This window comes from Pseudomonas sp. DCB_AW, assembly GCF_026240895.1.
In the GTDB taxonomy this organism is placed as follows: domain Bacteria; phylum Pseudomonadota; class Gammaproteobacteria; order Pseudomonadales; family Pseudomonadaceae; genus Aquipseudomonas; species Aquipseudomonas kermanshahensis.
In genome coordinates, this window is sequence record NZ_JAPFCE010000003.1 from 82235 (window position 1) to 105064 (window position 22830).

Sequence of the window (22830 nt, forward strand, 5' to 3'; positions counted from 1 at the left end):
GCTTAACTTAGATTAGCGATTAAGAAATTTTTGAAAGCGTTCAAGGCCTTCTTCCAATTTGGTGCGCTCGCACGCATAGCACCATCTAAGGAATTTGTCTGCATCTGAGCCAAAGGCAAGCCCTGGTGCGAGACCTAATCCTGACTCACTGACTAGGCGCTTACAGAAACTAAGGCTGCCGTCCTGACTTGGAGATGGGAAAAATAAATACATAGCGCCTTGTGGACTTGCTATAGGCTCTTGAAGTATCGAACTAAGTTCAGTTACAAGAAAATCTCGTGATTGCCTGAGTTTTGACCTGAATTCGGCCACGTCTTTTTCACTGTGTTTCAGTGCTTCAACACCTGCAAGTTGGATAAAGGCCGGGGCGCAAGATGTGTTGTACTCAATCAGTTTTTCTAGGTTTATAACGATGTCTGTCGGTGCAACGATCCATCCGAGTCTCCATCCTGTCATGAGCCAGCTTTTGGAGAAGGAGTTGATACAGATTATACGCTCGTTGCGGTCTGTAATATCTATAAATGATGGGGAAGCAGGTTCTTCAGATTCATAGTGTAGGCGTTCATATACTTCATCTGAAATAATCCATATGTTGTGCTTGCGGCAATGCTCCACCAGGGAAATTTGTTCTGCTCTTGACATCGTCCAGCCGGTGGGGTTGTTAGGTGAATTTATCAATACCGCTTTTACGTCAGGCGTAAGTGCTGTTAGCAACAAGTCGAGATCAAGCCCCCAACTACCGCCATTGAAATTCAAAGATACACACTCGACTTGGCAGCCTAGGATTTTCGGTATTTCTACAATATTTGGCCAAAGGGGGACCAGTGCGACAACTTTGTCACCTTTTTCCATTACTGATTGGGCAGCTAGCATAATTGCACTGACGCCAGCGCTTGTGACGGCGATTTTGTCAGGCTCAGTATGTCCGTGTAATTTAGAAATGTAACTACTAAGCTCTTGGCGAAGCTGAGGAAGTCCAAGGTTCTGAGTGTAAAATGTTTCGCCGCTTGTAATTGCAGAAATGGCTTTGTCGGAGATCTGCGTAGGAGTGGCGTAGGTAGACTCCCCGAACCAAAATGCTATAACGTCTTTATTGTGCATCCCAGCATTTGCCACCTCGCGAATGTAGGAAGGACGAAGGCTCTGGATAGATACAGGCGAAAGATTGCGTTCTGAACTGCTTACAAAGGATGGTTTACTCATGATGACTCCATTTTTTGTGATTGTCATGGTGAAATAAATCGTGAGTATTTAAGGTCGGCGTCGAGTGTGGCAGAGTACAACTAGAGCAATAAGTACAGTTACAAGTCTTAAGATTTCACTGTTTTCAGGGCTCATCACTCAATAATTGCCTTCTGTCATCAAGCGGTTGAGGTAACTGCCAAGTGCTGATAGTTGACTCATAAAATAGCAATTGCACTCGGAATGAGTATTGCAATAACGCTTTGTTTTTTTTATTTTTTTGAGACGTTCATTTCGCCAATTTGGTTTATTTGGTCTGTCTATTTTGCCTTTGCAAAATTATGCTGCGTTGTATCCGACTGTATTATATTGGTATGCATGATGATTCAACTAGATTTTTACGAGGCAAATCATTGTTGCCATGGCTGCGAAACATGTTCCGAACGCTTGATTTATTCTTTTCATGGCAATTTCATTGCTTATAAGGTTCGTGGCCTTGCTTGCAATGAAGGTATAGAAGATCATTACTGCTGCATCAATGCCGATCATGGTTATTCCCATGATTGTATACTGACTCACGATAGATTCTCGCAGGTCAATAAATTGTGGCAAAAGAGCCAAAATGAAAATCATGGCCTTGGGGTTGCTGAGATTCGTTAATAAACCTTTTGCGAAAATATCGAAACCCGATGAGCTGTGATTGATCTGTTTTTCAAGACCAGTAGTTGATGCGGATCTGAACTGACTAAACGCCAGATAGAGGAGGTATGCTGCTCCCCCCCATTTTACTACGGAAATTGCAACCTCTGAAGAGGCCAGTACTGCACCTAAACCGCAAATTACCGCAATGATTTGGAGTGAAAGGGCACACTCCAGACCTGCAAGGTTCCAGAGGCTACAAGTGAACCCTTTATTCAGGCGAGTTGAAATTGAAGAGATTACGCCTGCACCAGGTGCCAAGCTAATGAGTAAGCAGGTGATTGCATACGCGGTAAATGTTTCAGTGCTCATGTCTATCTACGCTTATCAGTTTGCTGAATTCTTTTGTTATAGGGGATGTGGTGTAGAAATATAAAAAAATTCCAGAAATTAATGCTGTGCTAATTGCCAGGCATGGGCTCGCGTACGAGTAAAGTGTAAAAAACACACCCGCGCTGACTACTAATGCTGCAGCAAATGCTAGAGCATTATGCAATGAGGTCTGACTGAGGCTTTGCATGTGGGAAACCTGATCTTCTTTGAGTGTTTCTAATGTATCCTGTGGCGAGATTTGGATTGTGCTAAAATTGCGCACGGATCAGTGGTATTTTAGAGTGATCAAGTTGCGATCATGGAGAAGCTAGAATGAGCGTTTCAAAACCTAAGCTTGATCGTCTCGATCGGGAGATTCTAACCGCTCTGCAGCGTAATGGTCGGCTTTCGAGCGCTGAGCTCGCTGAGCTCGTTAGCCTGAGCGCCTCACCTTGTTGGAGGCGTGTGAAGCGGTTGGAAGAGACTAGCGTTATCCGTGGTTATCACGCAGATATCGACTATGAAAAATTAGGCTACGCGATTACTGCTTACGTTCAAGTGTCCCTTACGCAAAAAGATATGACTAGTATGACTAAGTTTGAGCAGTCAGTCACTTGTCATGAAGAAGTGGTTGCATGTCATTGCATATCGGGCGGCTATGATTATCAGTTAACAATAAGGGCGCCAGATCTCGCTCATTTTAATGAGTTTATGAGGGAGTATATTAACTCTTTTGTTGGTGTTAAAGATGTGTGCACTTCTTTTGTTATGCGTCAAATTAAAGCACCTGTACATTCCGGAATTTGAAACTATAAAAAAGCGGTGCGGTCTGAGACCGCACCGACCTCACCCCCCCAAATAGGCTTCTTTCACTCCGCTATCGTTAAGCATAGAAGTTCCTGTGCCTGACATAACCACCCGACCATTTTCAAGCACATAAGCGCGGTCAGCGACCCTAAGTGCCTGGTTGGCATTCTGCTCCACCAGGAAAACGGTCACGCCATCGCGGCGCAGCTGTTCGATGATGTCGAAGATCTGCTGGATGATGATCGGCGCCAGGCCCAGCGAAGGTTCGTCGAGCAGCAACAGCTTGGGCTTGCTCATCAGCGCCCGGCCAATGGCGAGCATCTGCTGCTCGCCACCGGACATGGTGCCGCCACGCTGGATGTAACGCTCCTTCAGGCGCGGGAACAGCTGCAGGACTTTGTCCAACTGCTCCTGGTAGTCGCCCTTGTCGGTGAAGAAACCGCCCATGGCGAGGTTTTCTTCGACCGTCAGGCGGGCGAACACGCGGCGCCCTTCCGGGACCACGGCGATACTCTTGCGCATGATGTGCGAAGAGGTCTGGCCAACCAGCTCTTCACCCAGGTACTTGATGCTGCCGCTTTGGGCCTGCGGCGAGCCGCACAAGGTCATCAGCAGCGTCGATTTGCCCGCGCCGTTGGCGCCGATCAAGGTGACGATCTCGCCCTGGTTGATCTCCACGTTGACGCTGTGCAGCGCCTGGATCTTGCCGTAGAAGGTGGAAACGTTCTCGAACTTCAGCATTTACGCTTCCCCCAGATAAGCCTTGATCACTTCAGGATTGTCGCGAATCTGCTCCGGCGTGCCATCTGCCAGGGGGGTGCCCTGGTTGATCACCACGATATGGTCGGAAATGCTCATCACCAGCTTCATGTCGTGCTCGATCAGCAGCACGGTGACGTTGTGTGACTCGCGCAGATAGGCGATCAGTGCCTTGAGGTCTTCGGTCTCTTTCGGGTTAAGGCCCGCTGCTGGTTCGTCGAGCATGATGATCCGTGGCTGGGTCATCATGCAGCGGGCGATTTCCAGGCGGCGTTGCTGGCCGTAGGCGAGGGTGCCGGCGGTACGGTTGGCGAACTCGGTCAGGTTGACCTTCTCCAGCCAGTACTGCGCGCGCTCCATGGCCTCCTTCTCGCTGCGGCGGAAGCTCGGGGTCTTGAACAGGCCGGCGAAGAAGTTGGTGTTCAAGTGCCGGTGCTGGGCGATCAGCAGGTTCTCCAGCGCGGTCATTTCCTTGAACAGGCGCACGTTCTGGAAGGTACGCACCACGCCCTTGCGGGCGATCTGGTGGCCGGCCAGGCCCTGGATCGGCTGGCCATCGAGCAGGATGGTGCCGCCGCTGGGCTTGTAGAAGCCGGTCAGGCAGTTGAACACCGTGGTCTTGCCGGCGCCGTTCGGGCCGATCAGCGCCACCACTTGCTTTTCCTTGACGGTCAGGGCCACGCCGTTGACCGCCAACAAGCCGCCGAAGCGCATGCTCAGGCCGCTGACTTGCAGAATTTCGCGGCTCATCGACGCAGCTCCAAATGTGGACGTTGCATAGGCAGCAGGCCTTGCGGACGCCAGATCATCATCAACACCATCAGCGCACCGAACATCAGCATCCGGTATTCGCTGAACTCACGCATCAGCTCGGGCAGCAGGATCATCACGATGGCCGCGAGAATCACGCCCAGTTGTGAACCCATGCCACCGAGCACGACGATGGCGAGGATGATCGCCGACTCGATGAAGGTGAACGACTCCGGTGTCACCAGGCCCTGGCGCGCAGCGAAGAAGCTGCCGGCGAAACCGGCGAAGCAGGCACCCAGGGTGAATGCCGAGAGCTTGATCACAGTGGGGTTCAGGCCCAGTGCGCGGCAGGCGATCTCGTCTTCACGCAGGGCTTCCCAGGCGCGGCCGATCGGCATGCGCAGCAGGCGGTTGATCACGAACAGCGCGAGCAGGGCCAGCAGCAGGGCTACCAGGTAGAGGAAGATGACCTTGTTGATCGAGTTGTACGCCAACCCGAAGAACTCATGGAAGGTCTGCATCCCCTCGGCCGCACGGCGTTCGAAGGTCAGGCCGAAGAGCTCGGGCTTGGGGATGTTGCTGATGCCGTTGGGGCCGCCGGTCCAGTCGGTGAGGTTACGCAGGAACAGGCGGATGATCTCGCCGAAGCCGAGGGTCACGATCGCCAGGTAATCACCGCGCAGGCGCAGCACCGGAAAGCCGAGCAGGAAGCCGAAGGTGGCGGCCATCAGGCCGGCGATCGGCAGGCAGACCCAGAAGCTCCAGCCCAGGTAGTGCGAGAGCATGGCGTAGCTGTAGGCGCCGACGGCATAGAAGCCGACGTAACCGAGGTCGAGCAGGCCCGCCAGGCCGACCACGATGTTCAGGCCCAGGCCCAGCAACACGTAGATCAGGATCAGCGTGGCGATATCGACCGCACCGCGCGAGCCGAAGAACGGCCACACCAGTGCCGCAACGATCAGACCAATGATCACATAGCGCTGGGTCTTGGGCAGGGTCAGGTAGTTGCTGACGGCCGGCGGGGTAAGCTTGCGATCCGAACGGCGGCCCATCACCGAACTCCACTGCTTGTCGAACAGCACGCGCAGGAACATCAATACCGAGCACGCGGCGATGATGCTGATGGTGAACGAACCCTGGCTGTGCACGACCAGGCTGATGCCGTCGATGCTCAGTTTCAGGCCCAGTACCGGGAAGGCCACGGCCCATACCAGCAAGGCGCTGAAGAACGCCTGTTTGAGATTTTTGTTCATACTTTTTCAACCTCCGGGCGGCCCAGGATGCCGGTCGGCCGGAACAGCAAGACAAGAACCAACAAGCCGAATGCCACCACGTCCTTGTACTGGTCGCCGAAGATGTCAGCGCCAAAGGCTTCGGCTACGCCCAGCACCAGCCCGCCGAGCATGGCGCCCGGAATGCTGCCGATGCCACCCAGCACCGCCGCGGTAAAGGCTTTGAGGCCCACCAGGAAACCGGCGTTGGGGTTGATCACCCCGTACTGCATGCTCAGCAGCACGGCCGCCACCGCCGCCAGGGCGGCACCGATGACGAAGGTGAGGGCGATGATGTTGTTGGTGTTGATGCCCAGCAGGTTGGCCATCTTGATGTCTTCGGCGCAGGCGCGGCAGGCGCGGCCCAGGCGGGAGCGGGAGATGAACAGGGTAAGCAGGGTCATGGCCACCAGGGTGACGACGAACACCAGGATCTGCATGTAGCTGATCAGGACTTCTTCAGCCCCGCCCGGCCCGAAGGAGATGCTCCCTGGGATCAGGTTGGGGATGGATTTGTCCTTGGAGTCCTGGGAAAGCAACACGGTGTTCTGCAGGAAAATCGACATGCCGATGGCAGAAATCAGCGGGATCAGACGGTTGCTGTTGCGCAGGGGGCGATAGGCAACCCGTTCGATGCTGTAGCCATAGGCACTGGTGACGAAGATCGTCGCGACGAAGGCAACGGTCATCAGGATCGGCAGCGAATGGATACCCATCATGGCCAGGCCCGCCAGGGCGATGAAGGCCACGTAGGAACCGATCATGTACACCTCGCCGTGGGCGAAGTTGATCATGCCAATGATGCCGTACACCATCGTGTAGCCGATGGCGATCAAGGCATAGGTGCTGCCGACTGTAAGGCCATTTATTATTTGTTGAATCAGATAGTAGTGCTCATCCATTGCGGATATCCAGTTGTTATAATTATTAAGGGCTCTGAGTTGTCGATTGATTTGTAGTATGTTCTAGAATGCTATGTCTCATTGTGGAAGCTAGGGTGGGAAGCCGGGAGCGCACTTGCACGGTGGTTTCTGAATTTGCAAGTGCGCTCAAAAGAGAACAAAAATTTAACTGGCTTCTCTGTGTCCAAGATGACCCTCAGCGCGTGAGTTGGAGCAAATTTCGTTCTGCGGGCGACGAACCAATGCGTAATGGATGACCGCTGCGCACACAGCTACACATCCTGTGACAATGAGTGCGCTCTTGAAATTTCCACTGTGTTGAGCAAGGTATCCGGTAACAATCGGTGCTGCAGATCCTGCTAAGTAGCCTCCGAAGTTTTGGGCCCCGCCCAGCGAGGCTGTTTGATTTGACGGAACAATACTTGTTACGAGCGCCCATGAAGATGCACATGCTAGCTGAATAAAGAACTGCGCCAAACTAATGTAAATCGTAGCTACAACGACGGTCGACGCGTAAGCTGCAGGGATAGTGAAGGCGGCGGAGAGCAGCAAGCCAATGGTAACTAAGCTTTTCCTGGTCTGTATAATTTCGGCGCCTCGCTTGATCCAGCGCTCTGAGATGAAACCTGAACTAATCGAGCCGGCAATGGCGAATAAGAATGGGATTGTAGTAAACCAGGCTGTTTCGGTTAGTGAGATGTTGAAGGAACTATTTAGATAAGCGGGTAGCCAGCTGAGATACATCCACATAACATAAATAATGCCCATGAATCCAAAGATCACACCCCACGTTGACCTGTTTTTGAAAAGATTAAGCCAGTCTTTGCTTGTCGGTTTTTCGTTACTAGATTTCAATGATCCTTGGTCAAGGTGCTCCACTTCTTCGGGCGATAAATTGTATTGGGCTCGAGATTTATAAGCTACAAGCCAGATAATCCCCAGCAAAATCCCAGAGACCCCCATTATGATAAACATCCAGCGCCATCCGAATGTAAGCATTAGGCCAGTCAGAATGGGTGGGGCAAGTGCTGTTCCCATTGATGCAGATGATGTGAATATTCCAACAGCGCGACCGCGCTCTTTCATGTTGAACCATTCAGATATGCACTTTGCCGCAGCTGGAAATTGAGGCGCTTCGCCGGCGCCGAGTATTACTCGCGTTAGAAGAAGCGTTTTGAAATTATGGGTTAGGCCTCCGGCAAGTTGAGCTGCTGACCATACGATCAAACCGATACCTAACAAAAGTCTTGAGCCGGCTCTGTCGAGAAAAGCTCCGACAGGTAGCTGCAGGAAAGCATACGTTAGAGAAAAGGCAGATAACAGATAGCCCATCTCTATTTTGCTAAGACTGAATTCGTCGCTAATGGCCGTGTTAGCAATTGCTAACGTGGCCCTATCCATGTAGTTGATAATTCCGATTATGACTAGAAGAAATAGTAGACTGCGCTGGATCTTTTTGATTCGGATGTTGTTGTTTTTATTTTTCATCTTTTTTGGATTCCAGATGTGAAAAGCCCCAAGGGATTGACATATTAAGGAATGGCAAAATTCTTGGGGCTGAGCGGTATATTAAGATTAGTTGTCGAGTGTCCAACCTTCCGGGGTGCGTGGTTTATTTATGTTGGATAGATTGCAGATTACATCTGTAATGCCGGTAAAATCGTAATGGCCAAATTTAGCCGCTCGAGCTTGACTGAAGAACTCATAAACACTGGCTGCGAGTGGCATGGGTAGAGAGTTGGTATGAGCAGACCCTAGAACAAGGCTCATGTCTTTATGCGCCAGATCGATAGTGAAGCCAGGGGTTAAATCATTTGCCAGAACTTTGTTAGGGAAGTTTAGCCGCAACTGCCCATTCGTTGCGGAGGTGCCATATAACACGTTGAGAGTTTTTGTGAGGTCCAAGCCAAAACTTTGGGAAAGGGCCAACGCTTCGCCATTCATCTGGCAGAGCGAGATAACCATGAAGTTATTGACAAGCTTGGTCTTTCCACCGCTGCCGACAGGTCCGCAGTGGTAAATGGTAGTGCCCATGGCTTTTAGCAGCGGTTCAACTCGTTTAAAGTCCCCGTCACTGGCACCCACCATGAAGAGCGACTCCCCACGATCAGCATGGATAGCGAGGCGACCAACGGGGGCGTCTACGACGCTGTGGCCATGAGTGAGTGCAATTTGGTGAAGACGCTCAGTGCTAGCAGGATCAACAGTACTCATGTCCAGAAGGAGTGTGCCGCGCTTGGCGTTGGCAAAAATTCCATCATCCCCTAAAGTGACCAGTTCTACTTCTTTCGAACTGGGGAGCATAGTCACAACGATGTCGCACTCAGTCGCAATTTCTTTAACTGAGGAACTGACCTGTGCCCCAGCGCTTTTCAATTCAGCAGTTGCGGAAGTGTTTAGATCAAAAATGAAAAGCTCAAATCCTTTTTTACAAAGGTTGAGTGCCATTGATTTGCCCATGCGGCCTAGGCCAATAAAGCCGATTTTGCTCATTGTTGTTGTTCTCGCTTGTCGTGGTTAATGGTGGCTTACATATGCCGTTTTCATGCGGGTGTAGAAGTCAATTGCACGCTCGCCCTGTTCGCTAGAGCCGAAACTCGAGGACTTAGTGCCATTGAGCGGAACATGATAGTCAATGCCTGCTGTAGGAAGGTTGACCATAACCAGTCCGCTCTTACTGTTTAAACGGAAATCTGTAGCGTAACGATGACTTTGAGTGCAGATGCCCGCGCTCAAACCGAATTCAACGTTGTTGGCTACTTGCAGGGCTTCTTCATAATCCGTAACACGAATTACGCTCGCAAACGGCCCGAAGATCTCTTCTTGGTTTATCCGCATGGCGCCATGGGTGTGTGTAAAAAGAGTTGGCTGCATATAGTGGCCTGTGCGGTCCAGTTCCAGACGGTGCCCGCCGTGTGCAAGCTCAGCCCCTTCGCCTTTACCGACTTCAATATAGTGCTCAATCATTTGCAGCTGTTTCTCACTAATGACAGGTCCGATATCTGTAGTCTTCTCCAATGCTGGACCTACCCGCAAAGACTGCATTCGCTTGCAAACGCCCTCCACGAAGCGGTCATGGATTTTTTCTGTGACAATGAAACGACTGGACGCGGTGCAGCGTTGGCCTGCGGAAAAGAACGCGCCGTTAACCGCGCATTCAACGGCGGTATCGAGATCGGCGTCATCAAGAACAATCAGGGGGTTCTTGCCTCCGAGTTCCAACTGGATCCGGATCATGCGTTGCCCGGCAATCTCGGCAAGTTGTCGGCCGGTGGGAACACTTCCCGTGAAGCTCAATGCATCAATGCCGTCGAGTAATGCATTACCGGTCACCCGACCTGGCCCATTTACTAAGTTGGCCACGCCCTTGGGGAGACCACAACGTTCCATGATCTTGAAAACTTCGGTAGCAATACCGGGAGTTTCTTGCGAAGGTTTCAATACTACCGTGTTACCGTACGCCAAAGCTGGGGCGAGTTTCCACGATGCAATCGCAATCGGGAAGTTCCATGGGGTAATGAGACCGATGACGCCAACAGGTTCTCGGCTGGTCATGATACCGATGTTTGGCCGAGTCGAAGGAATATTTTGGCCACTCATTCTCAGCGCTTCACCGGCAAAATAGTGAAAAACTTGGCCGGCTCGGGTCACTTCACCAATGCCTTCAGCGCGAGTTTTGCCAGCCTCGCGCGATACAAGTTCGCCTAGCTCTTCCTTCCGGGACAGGATTTCAGTGCTAATCCGCTGAAGCAAATCACTTCTCACCTGAATAGTGGTGCTAGCCCAAGATGGTTGCGCGTCGCGTGCTGCGGCAATCGCGCGCTGTACATCCTCGACTGTTGCAGCACTATAGATACCTACTAAGTCGGTGACGTCCGATGGGCTCCTGCTCTCAAACGTTTCAGTTGCGGATACCCACTCACCGCCAATCAAATTTCGCTGTACTTCCATTTCTCTTCTCCTCATGGTTTCGAAGACCTTTCCAGCGACATTGGGCTGCCGCGTACGAACTGGATCCATCATAGAAACGCATGGAAGCCTGGGTCGAATAGCATTTACTGATGACTCCATCATCTATGGCTATACTGTCTTTTCTCGGAGCAGCGCGTGCTGACGTTGGTCCCTGCCAGGAGGAGAAGCGCATTGGATATACGTCAAATTCGGGCTTTTTTAGCAATCTCTGACACTGGGAGTGTTACGCGGGCGGCGGAGATGCTGCATCTGGTTCAGCCGGCTGTGTCCCGCCAACTGAAACTGTTGGAGGAGGAACTGGGCGTTTCACTATTTGAAAGGGGGCGCAATGGGATGGAGTTGACGCCTGAAGGGGAAATTCTCAAGGTCCGCGCAAGCAGAGCTGTACGTGAACTGGACTCAGCTCGGGTAGAGATTCGACCATCAGGGGAAATTTCGGGTAACGTCACCATCGGCTTGCTGCCAAGTAGCTGCGAGGTGATCGCGGCTCCATTAACCCTTGCCCTGAAAGAACGCTATCCCGGTATTCGTTTGTCAATATCGGTAGGGTTCACTGATCATCTGATGCAGTGGATGGAAACCGGTGAAATTGATTGCGCATTACTTTACAATTTAAAACCTTCACCTGCGTGGCATTCGATACCATTGCTTCACGAAAGGCTGTGGCTCTGTGGTTCTCCTGCTTTAGCTGAAGCACTCGACTCTGCAGATAGTCTGCAAACGTTAGGTGAATTTCCAGTGATTTTGCCGAGCCGGCAGCACGGCTTGCGGACATTGGTAGAGCGAGTTTGCTCAATGAATCGTATCCCCTTGAATATTGCTGCGGAAACAAATTCATTATCCGTGCATAAAGCGTTGCTGGTTAGCGGGTTAGGTGTCAGCGTGATTCCTAAAGTTGCTATCGGTCAGGAGGTTTCTGATAGGCTGTTATGGGCGGTACCTATACCTCATCCGGAATTTACCCGGCGGATTGATCTGGCCTTACCTAGTTCTCGGCGGACGAGTCCGGCTGTAGCATGCGTCACTGATTTACTGCAGTTGAATATGCGTAAGTCTGTCGACTCTGGCTTTTGGTTAGATGCCGTATGGGTAGGTTGATTGGCAGCGAAATGGGAGGACTGCCACAGGCGGACCTGTTATTCATCGTCTATTGAATACTGCCTGCCATGTATCGCACCGAACACCTACCCCATACGCTTATTTTGGAAACACTGGGTTGCTACGCCCGCTGCTTCGGCCATACAAGGTCTATCCGTAAACGCCCTATTTTTTCGGGGTAGCAGATTGGTCACTGATGGCGCGCCCCTGGACGGGCTTTACCAATTAAAACAGGCAATCGCGAAGACAGGCACGTAACAGACGAGAACAATCATCATTAAAACCTAAGAGTTTTTGTTGCAAGGGCTTTCGCGGCAAGGCTCGCGATTGATGGTATTGCTGCGCACGTGTCGTTACGATTGCTGGATCTATGCCAGGGTTTAAGCTCAGGACAATGACACGTGGCCAAGCCTGCCGTTTCAAAAATGGCCCGCGATCGGGCCATTCGGGGGGAGCGCTGAGTAAGCCTTCTTCAGTACAGAATACGGCAGCGAACGGTCCCGTCGATGTCCTGGAGCTTAGCCAGGGCCAATTCGGAGTGCTCAGCATCCACGTCTATGACCACGTAACCGATACCGCCTTCAGTCTGAAGGAATTGGCCGCTGATATTGATGCCGTTTTCCGCGAACACTTTGTTTATCTGACTGAGTACACCCGGGACATTGCGGTGAAGGTGCAGTAGGCGGTGTTGACCAGGATGAGAGGGTAGGGCCACTTCCGGAAAGTTTACAGATGTGATGGTCGTGCCGTTGTCGCTATATTTGGCCAGTTTCTCCGCGACCTCCAGGCCAATATTGGCTTGAGCTTCGGCGGTTGACCCGCCTACATGTGGCGTCAAAATTACGTTGTCCAGGCCGCGCAATGGGCAGTCGAAAATGTCCTGATTGGAGCGTGGCTCAACCGGGAAAACATCGATAGCCGCGCCTGCGAGATGTTTATCTTTTATTGCACTGGCGAGGTGATTCAGCTCCACAACGGTGCCGCGCGAGGCATTGATGAGCAAGCTGCCTTTTTTCATAGATCGGATTTCTTTCTCTCCTATCATCCATTGGGTAGACGGGAGCTCGGGCACATGAAGTGAAACGATGTCAGCAGCCTCCAATAGCCCCTGGAGGCTGCTGACCTGGACCGCGTTGCCCAATGGCAACTTGGTCATTGGGTCGTAGTAGATCACGTGCAGGCCGATGCTTTCGGCCATCACCGACAGCTGCGCACCGATTGAGCCATAACCGACAATGCCTAATGTCTTGCCGCGCACTTCGAACGAGTTGGCGGCACTTTTGATCCAGCCACCGCGATGGCAAGACGCATTTTTTTCGGGAATACCGCGGGCCAGCACCAGTATTTCGCCCAAGACCAACTCGGCGACCGATCGGGTATTGGAATAGGGGGCATTGAAAACGGCAATACCTCTGGTCCGGGCCGCGTCTAGGTCGACTTGGTTGGTGCCAATGCAGAAGCAACCGACGGCAATAAGCTTCTTGGCTTCGCCAAAAATCTCATCAGTGAGCTGCGTACGAGAGCGTATGCCCAAGAAGTGTACATCTGCAATCTTAGCCTTGAGTTCTGCCTCCGGCAGCGAGCCAGTCAGGTGCTCTACATTGGTATAGCCGGCAGCCCTCAGCGTACCCACCGCGTTAGGGTGAACACCTTCGAGGAGGAGAAATTTGATTTTGCTCTTGTCGAGGGACGTTTTGCTCATCGTTAGAACCTGTGCTCTGAATGAATATGCAGTGTCAGGCCAGTGTCTGCATCCCACCGGCGGACCTAAACTAGCATGGGTACCCGCTGCGGGTGGCTTCGTTTGATATGAGGCGTATTCAGGCGGAGTATGATTATTTTTGGCTTGAGCGGGTGCACCCAAAGCCGCTATCCGCGACCCTCTCTAGTCTTATCTGATTCGACTGTAAGCCTTGATTGACGAGGGGTAACAGCATTTAGCCTAACGCTGCTGGGAGATGAGCAGGGCAGCTCATGGGCATCCTATTCATTCATTTGAAGGAAGACGATGAGGCAATGGCATAACATGAGGGCATAACCTATCGCACATTCAGCATACGATGGGTCGTGCTACAGCTCTATCATCCGTGCTTCTCAAGCCGCTTTCAGCGCTAGGTCAGTCTGGGTAGCGCGCGGTTGAATGAGGTCAATGTGGCACTGCTGAACGGCGCGCATTCGACTTGAGCTGATGTAGCGTTCGTGCGCTGGAGGAGAACTGCTCGCGAACAGCTTGTGAGGCGTCCACTTCTTAAAGTTCCTGATTCACGCTATAGATCGATTCTGCATCGCCATTTGGATACAGCGACCCAGCCGGAAATCAATCGGTGGGCCTATAGCTGCTTCCGCCATCATTTTGACTGGAGAGTGACAGGCTGTCGGCACTCCTGGTTGTAGATAGTCAGGTATAGTAATGAAATTTCGCTTGCGTCAGATGGAAGTATTCCGCGCCGTCATGCTTACGGGCTCCATTAATGGTGCCTCCAAGCTATTGTTCACCTCCCAGCCGGCCATCAGCCGCATCGTGGCCCATACCGAGCAAACACTGGGCTTGAAACTGTTCGAGCGGGTAAAGGGTAAGTTGATTGCTACCCCTGAAAGCGAAGCGCTTTTCCATGAGATCGAAGAGTTTTATCAACATGCTTTGAGGGTCGACGAGTTCTCTCGTAATCTGGCCGAAGGCCCGTCAGGCACACTGAGCATCTCAACCAGCCCATGCCTGAGCAAAGGCCTGATGCCAAGGGTTATCACTCTCTTTCAGCAGCGCTACCCAAAGATTCGCATCCATTTCCACGCCACTTTATTGAACAGTATGGCCCAGGAGGTGCTGAGCAATAAGGTAGACATGGCCGTCTCAGCGCTCCCGCTGGAACACGCCCATCTGACTGCAGTGCCATTCACGGAGGGGCGGATGGTGTGCGTCGTTCCACGAGGGCACGAATTAGGACAACAGAAGTCGGTGAGCATGGCGGACATGGCTCGCTACACGATCATAACTCATGACCCGGGTGTGCCGTTTGGGCAATTGGTCTGTGCAGCCTTCAAGAAAGCCAACGTTGCGTTCAATAGCCGAATCGATATTCATCAGACGGACGTTGCCTGTTCATTCGTGAGGGCAGGTGCAGGGATTGCCATCGTCGACGAGTTCACCGTGGAGGGCCTCGGGTGGGACGAGTTGCAGGTAATTCCACTGGTTGATGAAATCAAGCTGACGCCGAGTATCGTTCGCTCGAAGTTTAGCCACGGCCGCACGTACGCAGACAAATTCGTCGAGATGCTGCTGCAGCAAGTGGCCAGGGAACGCGGGCCGTTGACTGGCACCAACCAATAACGCTGCCCCCAAGGTACCTCGGACAACTGCGGTGTCCGAGGTTCTCGCTTTGCACATTACATGTTGAAAGTCGAGACAGGCATTAACCTAAAGGCATAGGGTGGCGCCAATTCAGCACTCGTCGTGGGCCGCCCGCGCTCCTAGTATCTCTGGCCATCGCCCTGTAACACCGGGCCTTTCAACTGGAGATATCTTCCTCATGAAGATCGGATTAATCGGGGTTGGCAACATCGGTATTCACTTTGCCAACCGCTTGCTCGCGGCAGATCACGAGTTGCTGGTAAATGATCGGAACCCTGTTGCCTTGGCGAAGCTGGCTGAAAAAGGAGCAACCGTTGTTGAAAGCGCCAAGGACCTGGCGTCCCGGGCGGAGATCGTGCTGCTCTGCCTCCCGCTGCCGCGCATCGTGGCAGACGTGGCGGCCGAAGTAGCCCAGGGCAGTGCCGTACGCATCGTGGTCGACTTGTCCACCACCGGTCCAACTGTTACCCATGAGGTCGAAGCAGTCCTCAAGACGCGCGAAATCGCCCTTGTCGGCGCCCCCGTCAGTGGCGGCACCGTAGCGGCTGAAAAAGGCACCCTGGCCATCATGCCGGCCGGCCCTGAACAGGCTTTCAAGGCAATCGAGCCGTTGCTTCAGGTGCTTGGCAAGAACATCTTCTACCTAGGCGCCGATCCAAGCCTGGGTCAAACCATGAAGATTATCAACAACACTCTGTATGCCACCACCATGGTTGCCAGCAGCGAAGCACTCGTCTATGGCGTCAAGGCAGGCCTCGATCCGAAAACCATGCTGGACGTGATCAACGTTTCCAGTGGCCGTTCCTTCGCCACGCTCGAGCGCATTCCGCAGTGCGTTCTGGACCGTAGCTTCCCGGTTCGCTTCACCACGGAGCTGCTCCACAAGGACGTGAAAATGTGCATGGACGAAGCCGAGAAGCTCGGCGTGCCCATGCAGGTCAACCCGGCCACCCGCCAATTCCTAGCTTTCGCGCTGTCGCAAGGCGACGGTAACAAGGACAACGCCTACCCCATTCGCCATATCGAGCAGTGGGCGGGCGTAGAGTTCGGCGCCAAACCGGCCGATGCAAAGTAACAAAAAGACTTCCACAAACCTCTCTCGTACCTGCCAAGGAAACTGCAATGTCCTTCATCAAAATCCGCAAGAAACTGTTGAATGTCGAAAACATCTACCACGAAGGCGGTCCGGTTCGTCACGAGCCAATCAAGCAAGGCTCGATCTCGGTCATCATTGAGAACCCCTACGCCGGGCGCTACGTTGAAGACCTGTCGCAACTGGTCAATGAGGGTAAATCCCTGTCCGAGGTACTGGTTCAGGAGCTGATCGAAGCACTGGGTGGCATCGAAAAGATTCAGGGTTATGGCAAAGGGGCGATCGTTGGCCTCAATGGCGAACTGGAGCACGGTGCAACCTGGCATGAAGCAGGTGGCTGGCCGATGCGCGCTGCACTGCCGAAAGCCAAGTCGATTGTGCCATCGGCCAAGATCGTCGCTGCGGCCGGGACTCGCCTGTACATTCCGGTGCATCATATCGAAGCTGCTTATGTACGCAGCCACTTCAGCACAGTTGAAGTCGGTACCGTTGATGGTCCGCGTCCAGATGAGCTGCTGTTTGCCCTGGTGATGTCCACCGGTAGCCGAGTCCATGAGCGCCTGGGCGGCCTGCGTCCAGAGCAGATCTCTGTGGGTGACGGCCAGCGCTGATCGCCGGCGCAGCTTCAACAAGTAGTTAGCTGTGCCGCAGGTGCCGATAGGCGCATCCGGCAGAGCCGGTCAAACAAGAAGAAGGAGATATGCCGTGGAGCGTTCCGCTTTGCAGCCGCCATTGAAACCATCCGCCAACACTGTTGGCGGTAAACCGACCTTGCTCGTTCTGGTGTTCCTTTCCGAAGAGCACCGAGAACTGGTGGACCAGCAGTACGAGCTGCTTTACTCGCCCAATGAAAACCTCGGCGCAGATCGCAGCAATGGCGCCGCGCAGATCGCTGCGCGCGGAAACGACATTCGAGTGGTCCTGACCAACGGAACCAATGGCCTGCTCGCCGCCGAAATCGCCGCGCTGCCGAATCTTGAGCTCATCTGCACATTGGGGGTTGGTTTCGAAAACGTTGACCTTGGCGCTGCACGGGACCGTGGCATCCCGGTCTGTAACGCGGCCGGCACCAACGCGCCTGCAGTCGCTGATCACGCCATGGCTATCCTGCTGGCGGCCATCCGTCGTGTACCTTTTCTAAACAGCGGAGTACGTAACGGGCTGTGGCGTGATGACATTCCGCGCCCGCCCCATGTCTCCGGACGTAAACTCGGTATTTTCGGCCTCGGCTCGATCGGTAAGGAAGTGGCCAAGCGTGCACGTGGCTTCGATATGGAAATCGGCTATCACAGTCGTACCCGTCGTGATGAAACTGGCTTCCAGTGGTTCGACGATATTGTCAGCTTGGCTGAATGGTGCGACTTTCTGGTCATCGCTGCACCTGGCGGCAAAGCTACCTACCATATCGTCAGTCATGATGTCCTCAATGCCTTGGGCACGCAGGGCGTTCTTGTCAATGTAGCTAGAGGAACATTGGTGGATACTGAAGCCGTCTCCGACGCGTTGCGCGAGAGTCGTATCTGGGCTTGTGCCCTGGACTGTTATGAGAATGAACCGACACCGCCGGGCCGCTTACTGCAATTCGACAATGCCGTGCTTACACCACACATCGGTGGTATCTCGCCCGAGGCTATTCACGCCTCTGTCGTACGTTTCCTTGAGAATGCTGAGCTTCACTTTTCTGCTCAGCCGTTGCTGACTCGAGTGAACTGAACGTCCATTTGAGAATTGGGGATTTCTCAAGCAGTTGATGGTCGACGAGCATGGCTTGTATGGGCGGTGAATCCTGCCACGGTAGGGTTTATCTATAAAAAATGCTCCGCATCTACATACGCGGAGCATTGGCTAGTTGACCAATTTCATCGCTAGCTTGGCCATAGTGGCACGGGCTATTGTTTTGGCATGTGTTTCTTCAGTAGCCCAGCGCTTCACCCGTTCCACGACGTGGATCGTTTGCGCCATAGTAGCGATTGTTGCCCACAGGCTTACCGTCCAAGGATGGTGCTCCTACCAGGATTGCGGCGACGTGGTTGAGCGGTTGTGGCCCAGTGAATTTGTGCCCCCAGCCTTCCAGGATTCTTCGAGTGTCGGCGCTGATGGCAAAATCTTCTAGGTGGGTTTCCTCTGGCAGCCACTGCTGGTGGAACCTGGGTGCGTCAACTGCTTCCTGAATATTCATTTTGTAGTCGACGGTGTTCAGGATTGTGAGCAGGGTGGCGGTGATGATACGGCTGCCGCCAGGTGTACCTACGACAAGCACCGGCTTCCCGTCTTTGCTCACAATCGTTGGGCTCATCGATGATAGAGGCGTTTTGCCTGGTGCGATGGCATTGGCTTCGCCTTGTACCAGACCATACATGTTCGGCTCGCCCACCTTCGAGGTGAAGTCATCCATCTCATCGTTGAGCAAAACTCCGGTACCGCTAGCCATGACCACGGCGCCAAACCAGTCATTCAAAGTGTAGGTAACCGAGACCGCATTACCCCATTTGTCCATGATGGAGTAGTGAGTAGTGTTGTTGCCTTCGTGAGGGGCCACGCCGGTGCCCAGCTTGGAAGACTCAGCAGCTTTATTCGGCTCGATCGCGGCTCGAATTTTCGCGGCGTAGCTCTTGTCGAGCAGACGGTCGATCGGGTTTTTCACGAAGTCTGGGTCACCCAGGTAGCTATTGCGATCAATGTAGGCATGTCGCATAGCTTCTATCTGGTAGTGAATTCCCTGGGCCGAGTGATAGCCCAGCTCACCCATGGGGTAGCCCTCAAGGATATTCATGATCTGGCAGATGACTACACCGCCTGAGCTCGGTGGCGGAGCGGATACCACATGGTAGCCACGGTAGTCGCATTCAACCGGCGCCAGCTCGCGGGTTTTGTAGTGATCGAGGTCTTTCTGAGTGATGATGCCTCCACCAGCTTTGCTGGACTTCACAAGCGCATCGGCTACCCACCCCTTGTAAAAACCGCTTTCACCCTTGTCCGAGATTTCACGCAGAGTTTTGGCAAGATCCTTTTGGACAAGACGTTGGCCGACCTCCATGGGCTTCCCGTTGGAAAGGAAGATCGAGCCTGAATCCTTCATGTCTTTCTTGAAGTCTTCGGTAGCAGTAACTAGCAGGTCGACATCCCCCTGCTCAAGCGTGAAGCCTTTCTCCGCCAAAGTGATTGAGGGAGCGATCAATGATGAACGGAATTGTGTACCGTACTTTTCCCGAGCGTATTCAAGGCCTGAAACGGTACCGGGCACGGCAACGGCTAACTGCCCGCGGGAGCTCAGCCCGGGAATGACGTTCCCAGCTTTGTCCAGGTACATGTCGGCGGTAGCAGCGAGGGGTGCTTTTTCACGGAAATCCAGGAAGGTCTTCTTTCCATCGGCGAGCTGAATGGTCATGAAACCACCCCCCCCCAGGTTGCCGGCGGCGGGATAAACCACTGACAACGCATACCCAACTGCTACGGCAGCATCGACTGCGTTGCCGCCTCGCTTAAGGACATCGACGCCTACCTTGCTCGCCAGGTATTGGGCGGTGACTACCATGCCGTTTTCTGCTGCTACCGGCGCTTGTGACGCAGCATTTGAGACAGAAACCGACAGCACCTGCACTGCCGCGAAGATGGACACACCAATTTTCTTATAATGCATAGCGAATTGATCCTGCAATTGCCGCTGGAAACTGTGCCATTGGGCAGGCCGTGACGCTGGCACAAGAAGCGTTAGAGGGTTGGAACGAGGGCGAAAATGAAGAAGGAGGCCACTGGCCTCCTTCGTTTTACTGGAACTCGTGGTTCACTTCAGACCACAGGCTTACCTTCTGGCCACGGTTTTTGAAGAATTCAATTTCACGTTTGATGCCCGAGCTCAGATCCCAACCTGGCAGGTCGAGGATGATCAGCTCTTCCATCACATCCATGAACACTGCATCGACAGGAGCCCAGAGCTTACCAATTGTTGCGTTGTCCTTGCCTTCGAAGGCCAGGTTGATAGGGTGCGACATCGACACTTGGCTGAATACGGCGTTGCCCGATTCAACAATCTTGGCAGCGACCTTGTTGCACTCCAGGAAGCGCTCATGGGTCACGTTTGAATCGGCGTGGCTATAAGGGCAGGCCAGGAAAATCTTACGCATGTTTACCTCTGTTTAAATACGGCGAGTGATCGCCTTTTGGGATACCGGTCAGGCGGAGCGGGGTGCTGCCTGCAAGCAGTCGATCTCGTCCTTCTCTGCACGTTCTTGCGCTTCGTAACGAAGGGCCGCAGGCACGGAAATTTTGATTGCGATACCTACTGCCAGCAGGCCGCCGAAGAGCTTGGCCAGAAGCACTGGCATGATCAGTGAGGGTTGGAAGTTGGCGGTGAATGCCAGGTGATCGCCAATGGTTGCTTGGGCGCATACGCCCAGAGCGACGCAAAGCACTTTGTCTCGGGCATTCAGGTTTTTGAACATGTGGTACACCGCAATAATGTTGGCGAATACCATGACGAATGCGGCCGCGCCTGGACCTGAAAGGCCGAACTGCCTGCCCAGTACTTCCATGGGCCGGCGGCAGTGCTGGTTGAACAGATAACAAATGGGGAAGGTGCCGGCGAGCATGATGCCGATGTAGCCCGCTATCTCGATGGCCCGGAACAGCTCTTTTTGGTCAGCGAACATCGGATCGAAGCCCCAGACCCCGAAGTTCTTCATGAAGAAACCGGTGAAGTGTTCCACGATCGCCAGCGCAAGAACGATCTTGATGAAAGCGTCCATGATTTTGCCAAACACCAGAAAGCCGGTGACCATGAGGTTGGCTTTGTACCGCAGCCCAGCTGCCAGGACGAAGCAGAAGACGAATAGCGGTGCGAGAAGCTTGAGGCATGCAACGAAGTCGAGGGTCAAATAGTGCAGGGCTGGGGAATTGGTCGAGACGATTTCACGTACAGGCAGGTTGAATGAGGTGATCATCACCAGCGATGCCAATACAGCGAACGGAATGCTGATCAGACCCGCCATCGCACCCAAGGCCAGGTACTTATGATCCTTGCGATCAAGCATCATCAAGCCTACCGGAATCAGGTATACGATGGTGGCGCCAGAGGTGTAGCCGACGATCATTGCTGTGATCCAGACGTCGCGGTTCGCAGCGATAGCGTCTGCAAGTTGATACCCGCCCATGTCTACAGCGATGATCGAGAGTGCAGCAATCGAGACGTCTGAGCCCATCAAACTGAAGTAAGGGCCGAGCGCCATTTCAATGAATTTCGACAGGAAGGGAATCGAGATCATGATCCCTGCCTGAGCCAGGAACACGGGACCGATTGAGTGAATTCCGTTCACGAACTCTTTACCCAAACCGCTTTCAGGCTTTAGAACCGATGCGCATGCACCGATCACCGCGCCCATCATGATCAGATAGATCACAAAATTTCCAAACTCAGCCATGGCTTCACCTTCATGTCCGCATTGGTCAAGGCCGTTGAGTCGCCTTGCCTGGAACTTTTTCTTGTTTAGCTCCTGGTCCGCTGAACCAGGAACACCTTCAACGTGAACGCGAATCGCAGGAGATGAACCGTAAGTCGGTTGTAGGATTCTGCCTGACGTTTCTGACCGTTTACTAACCACATCACATGCCATTCGTTGTTTTGGTGTGGTTTTGAGCTTGTAATGATCTGGATTCAGTCATGTTTGGGGCGTATTGTGACTGAAGTCTGCAAAGGCCCAGGTTGTGGTGACCTTGGGCAACTTTCGGTAATCACAAGGTTTTGAACGCTGTTGATGGCAAGCGTCCACCGTTAAGCGTTACCGATGCTCCAAGTGTGTGCATCGGTAACACGTATCGCTTCGTTTGGGGGCGCCAACACGTGTTAAGGAGTAGAGATGCGACCTAGTGAAAGGCGTCAACACATTCTGGAGCTGCTGCGGCAGCGAGAGCGTATATCGGTAGAGGAACTGGCCCGCTCTCTCAGCACGTCTCAAGAAACGATTCGACGTGACTTGACGGTGCTCTCGGAGGAGGGGCAGGTCACCAAATATCATGGCGGTGCTTCCCTTCCACCTCGCGGAGAGCACGAGAACACATTCCAGACGCGCATGAACGAGTTCTCGCCTGAAAAGCGTATCGTTGCTCGGTACGCGGCTGGACTCTATTCCCCTGGGGATAGCATCCTGATCGATACGGGCACCACGACTCTCTTCTTCGCGCGTGAGCTTGCAAAGCTCAGCCGGATTACCGTTATCACAAACTCGTTGATGATTGCCGAAAGCATTGGTGCTAGCGGTAACCGGGTGTTCATGATTGGCGGGGAGTATCGTCCTGAATCAGCTCAGAACACCGGGGCGTTGGCAATGGAGCAGATCGCACGCTTCAACGCAGAGCACGCGGTGGTGACCATCGGAGCGCTCAGCGCGGACGGAGCTTTTGACTTTTCGATCGAGGAAGCTGAGATCACCAGGGCGATGATTGCGCGCACCCGTTACCTTACGGTGATCGCCGATTCTTCAAAAATGGGAAAGCGAGCATTGTTCCAAGTGTTCCCATTGGAGCGCATCGACCGGTTGATCATTGATCGAAAGCCGGTGGGAGAGTTGGCGAAGGCACTCGCTGAGGCTCATGTAGAGGTTCACGAGGTGCTAGCGAGCAATCGTCCATAGTTGTTCGTGC

At 53.2% G+C, this 22830-nt stretch carries 20 protein-coding genes; 7 read left to right on the plus strand and 13 right to left on the minus strand.

Annotated features, from left to right (window positions below; translation table 11 throughout):
* Positions 1-12: 12 nt before the first annotated feature.
* Both OO306_RS03655 and OO306_RS03660 read right to left on the minus strand, forming a co-directional pair.
* Positions 13-1203 carry a pyridoxal phosphate-dependent aminotransferase gene (locus OO306_RS03655; protein ID WP_265967736.1) on the minus strand — a complete coding sequence of 397 codons (1191 nt, stop codon included), beginning with the start codon at positions 1201-1203 and terminating at the stop codon, positions 13-15.
* 369 nt (positions 1204-1572) lie between these two features.
* Positions 1573-2193 (minus strand): LysE family transporter, encoded by a 621-nt coding sequence (locus tag OO306_RS03660; RefSeq protein ID WP_265967737.1) that lies wholly within the window; start codon positions 2191-2193, stop codon positions 1573-1575.
* Between the two features lie 333 nt (positions 2194-2526).
* Between OO306_RS03660 and OO306_RS03665 the strand changes: the two genes are divergently transcribed.
* Positions 2527-3000 (plus strand): Lrp/AsnC family transcriptional regulator, encoded by a 474-nt coding sequence (locus OO306_RS03665; RefSeq protein WP_265967738.1) that lies wholly within the window; start codon positions 2527-2529, stop codon positions 2998-3000.
* Between the two features lie 39 nt (positions 3001-3039).
* Here the strand turns inward: OO306_RS03665 and OO306_RS03670 are convergent, their stop codons facing one another.
* From OO306_RS03670 to OO306_RS03700, 7 genes are all read right to left on the minus strand, one after another.
* Entirely contained in the window at positions 3040-3741 is a 702-nt protein-coding gene (locus OO306_RS03670; protein ID WP_265967739.1) for an ABC transporter ATP-binding protein, read from the minus strand.
* Positions 3742-4509 carry a high-affinity branched-chain amino acid ABC transporter ATP-binding protein LivG gene (livG, locus tag OO306_RS03675; protein ID WP_033702628.1) on the minus strand — a complete coding sequence of 256 codons (768 nt, stop codon included), beginning with the start codon at positions 4507-4509 and terminating at the stop codon, positions 3742-3744. It abuts the gene before it with no gap.
* Entirely contained in the window at positions 4506-5762 is a 1257-nt protein-coding gene (locus tag OO306_RS03680; RefSeq protein ID WP_265967740.1) for a high-affinity branched-chain amino acid ABC transporter permease LivM, read from the minus strand. Before OO306_RS03680 ends, livG begins: the two co-directional genes overlap by 4 nt.
* Entirely contained in the window at positions 5759-6682 is a 924-nt protein-coding gene (livH, locus tag OO306_RS03685; protein ID WP_265967741.1) for a high-affinity branched-chain amino acid ABC transporter permease LivH, read from the minus strand. Before livH ends, OO306_RS03680 begins: the two co-directional genes overlap by 4 nt.
* 165 nt (positions 6683-6847) lie before the next feature.
* Positions 6848-8170 (minus strand): MFS transporter, encoded by a 1323-nt coding sequence (locus tag OO306_RS03690; RefSeq protein ID WP_265967742.1) that lies wholly within the window; start codon positions 8168-8170, stop codon positions 6848-6850.
* Between the two features lie 87 nt (positions 8171-8257).
* Positions 8258-9175, minus strand: a complete 918-nt coding sequence (locus OO306_RS03695) for an NAD(P)-dependent oxidoreductase (RefSeq protein ID WP_265967743.1) — start codon at positions 9173-9175, stop codon at positions 8258-8260.
* Positions 9176-9199: 24 nt separating this feature from the next.
* The gene (locus tag OO306_RS03700; protein ID WP_265967744.1) at positions 9200-10633 is read right to left on the minus strand and encodes an aldehyde dehydrogenase family protein; all 1434 of its coding nucleotides are present in this window, start codon (positions 10631-10633) and stop codon (positions 9200-9202) included.
* 192 nt (positions 10634-10825) lie between these two features.
* Between OO306_RS03700 and OO306_RS03705 the strand changes: the two genes are divergently transcribed.
* Positions 10826-11752: a LysR family transcriptional regulator gene (locus OO306_RS03705; protein WP_265967745.1), complete on the plus strand. Its 927-nt coding sequence runs from the start codon at positions 10826-10828 to the stop codon at positions 11750-11752.
* 472 nt (positions 11753-12224) lie between these two features.
* On the opposite strand, the gene serA is transcribed toward OO306_RS03705, so the two are convergent.
* Complete coding sequence (serA, locus tag OO306_RS03710; RefSeq protein ID WP_265967746.1) at positions 12225-13454, minus strand: phosphoglycerate dehydrogenase; 1230 nt, start codon at positions 13452-13454, stop codon at positions 12225-12227.
* A gap of 708 nt (positions 13455-14162) precedes the next feature.
* On the opposite strand from serA, the gene OO306_RS03715 reads away from it, so the two are divergent.
* The 4 genes from OO306_RS03715 (at position 14163) to OO306_RS03730 (ending at position 17907) form a co-directional block, all read left to right on the plus strand.
* Positions 14163-15080 carry a LysR family transcriptional regulator gene (locus tag OO306_RS03715; RefSeq protein ID WP_265967747.1) on the plus strand — a complete coding sequence of 306 codons (918 nt, stop codon included), beginning with the start codon at positions 14163-14165 and terminating at the stop codon, positions 15078-15080.
* A gap of 199 nt (positions 15081-15279) precedes the next feature.
* Positions 15280-16176 (plus strand): NAD(P)-dependent oxidoreductase, encoded by an 897-nt coding sequence (locus tag OO306_RS03720; protein WP_265967748.1) that lies wholly within the window; start codon positions 15280-15282, stop codon positions 16174-16176.
* 47 nt (positions 16177-16223) lie between these two features.
* On the plus strand, positions 16224-16805 hold the full coding sequence (locus OO306_RS03725) for an amino acid synthesis family protein (RefSeq protein ID WP_265967749.1): 582 nt from the start codon (positions 16224-16226) through the stop codon (positions 16803-16805).
* Between the two features lie 94 nt (positions 16806-16899).
* Complete coding sequence (locus tag OO306_RS03730) at positions 16900-17907, plus strand: 2-hydroxyacid dehydrogenase (RefSeq protein WP_265967750.1); 1008 nt, start codon at positions 16900-16902, stop codon at positions 17905-17907.
* Positions 17908-18106: 199 nt separating this feature from the next.
* On the opposite strand, the gene ggt is transcribed toward OO306_RS03730, so the two are convergent.
* The 3 genes from ggt to eutH all read right to left on the minus strand — a co-directional run bounded on the left by ggt (position 18107) and on the right by eutH (position 21611).
* The gene (gene ggt / locus OO306_RS03735) at positions 18107-19834 is read right to left on the minus strand and encodes a gamma-glutamyltransferase (RefSeq protein ID WP_265967751.1); all 1728 of its coding nucleotides are present in this window, start codon (positions 19832-19834) and stop codon (positions 18107-18109) included.
* A 127-nt stretch (positions 19835-19961) separates the two neighbouring features.
* Positions 19962-20318 carry a DUF1937 family protein gene (locus tag OO306_RS03740; protein ID WP_265967752.1) on the minus strand — a complete coding sequence of 119 codons (357 nt, stop codon included), beginning with the start codon at positions 20316-20318 and terminating at the stop codon, positions 19962-19964.
* Between the two features lie 48 nt (positions 20319-20366).
* Positions 20367-21611 (minus strand): ethanolamine utilization protein EutH, encoded by a 1245-nt coding sequence (gene eutH, locus OO306_RS03745; protein ID WP_265967753.1) that lies wholly within the window; start codon positions 21609-21611, stop codon positions 20367-20369.
* A 435-nt stretch (positions 21612-22046) separates the two neighbouring features.
* On the opposite strand from eutH, the gene OO306_RS03750 reads away from it, so the two are divergent.
* Positions 22047-22820, plus strand: coding sequence for a DeoR/GlpR family DNA-binding transcription regulator (locus tag OO306_RS03750; protein ID WP_265967754.1), 774 nt, complete (start codon positions 22047-22049; stop codon positions 22818-22820).
* The last annotated feature ends 10 nt before the right edge of the window (positions 22821-22830 follow it).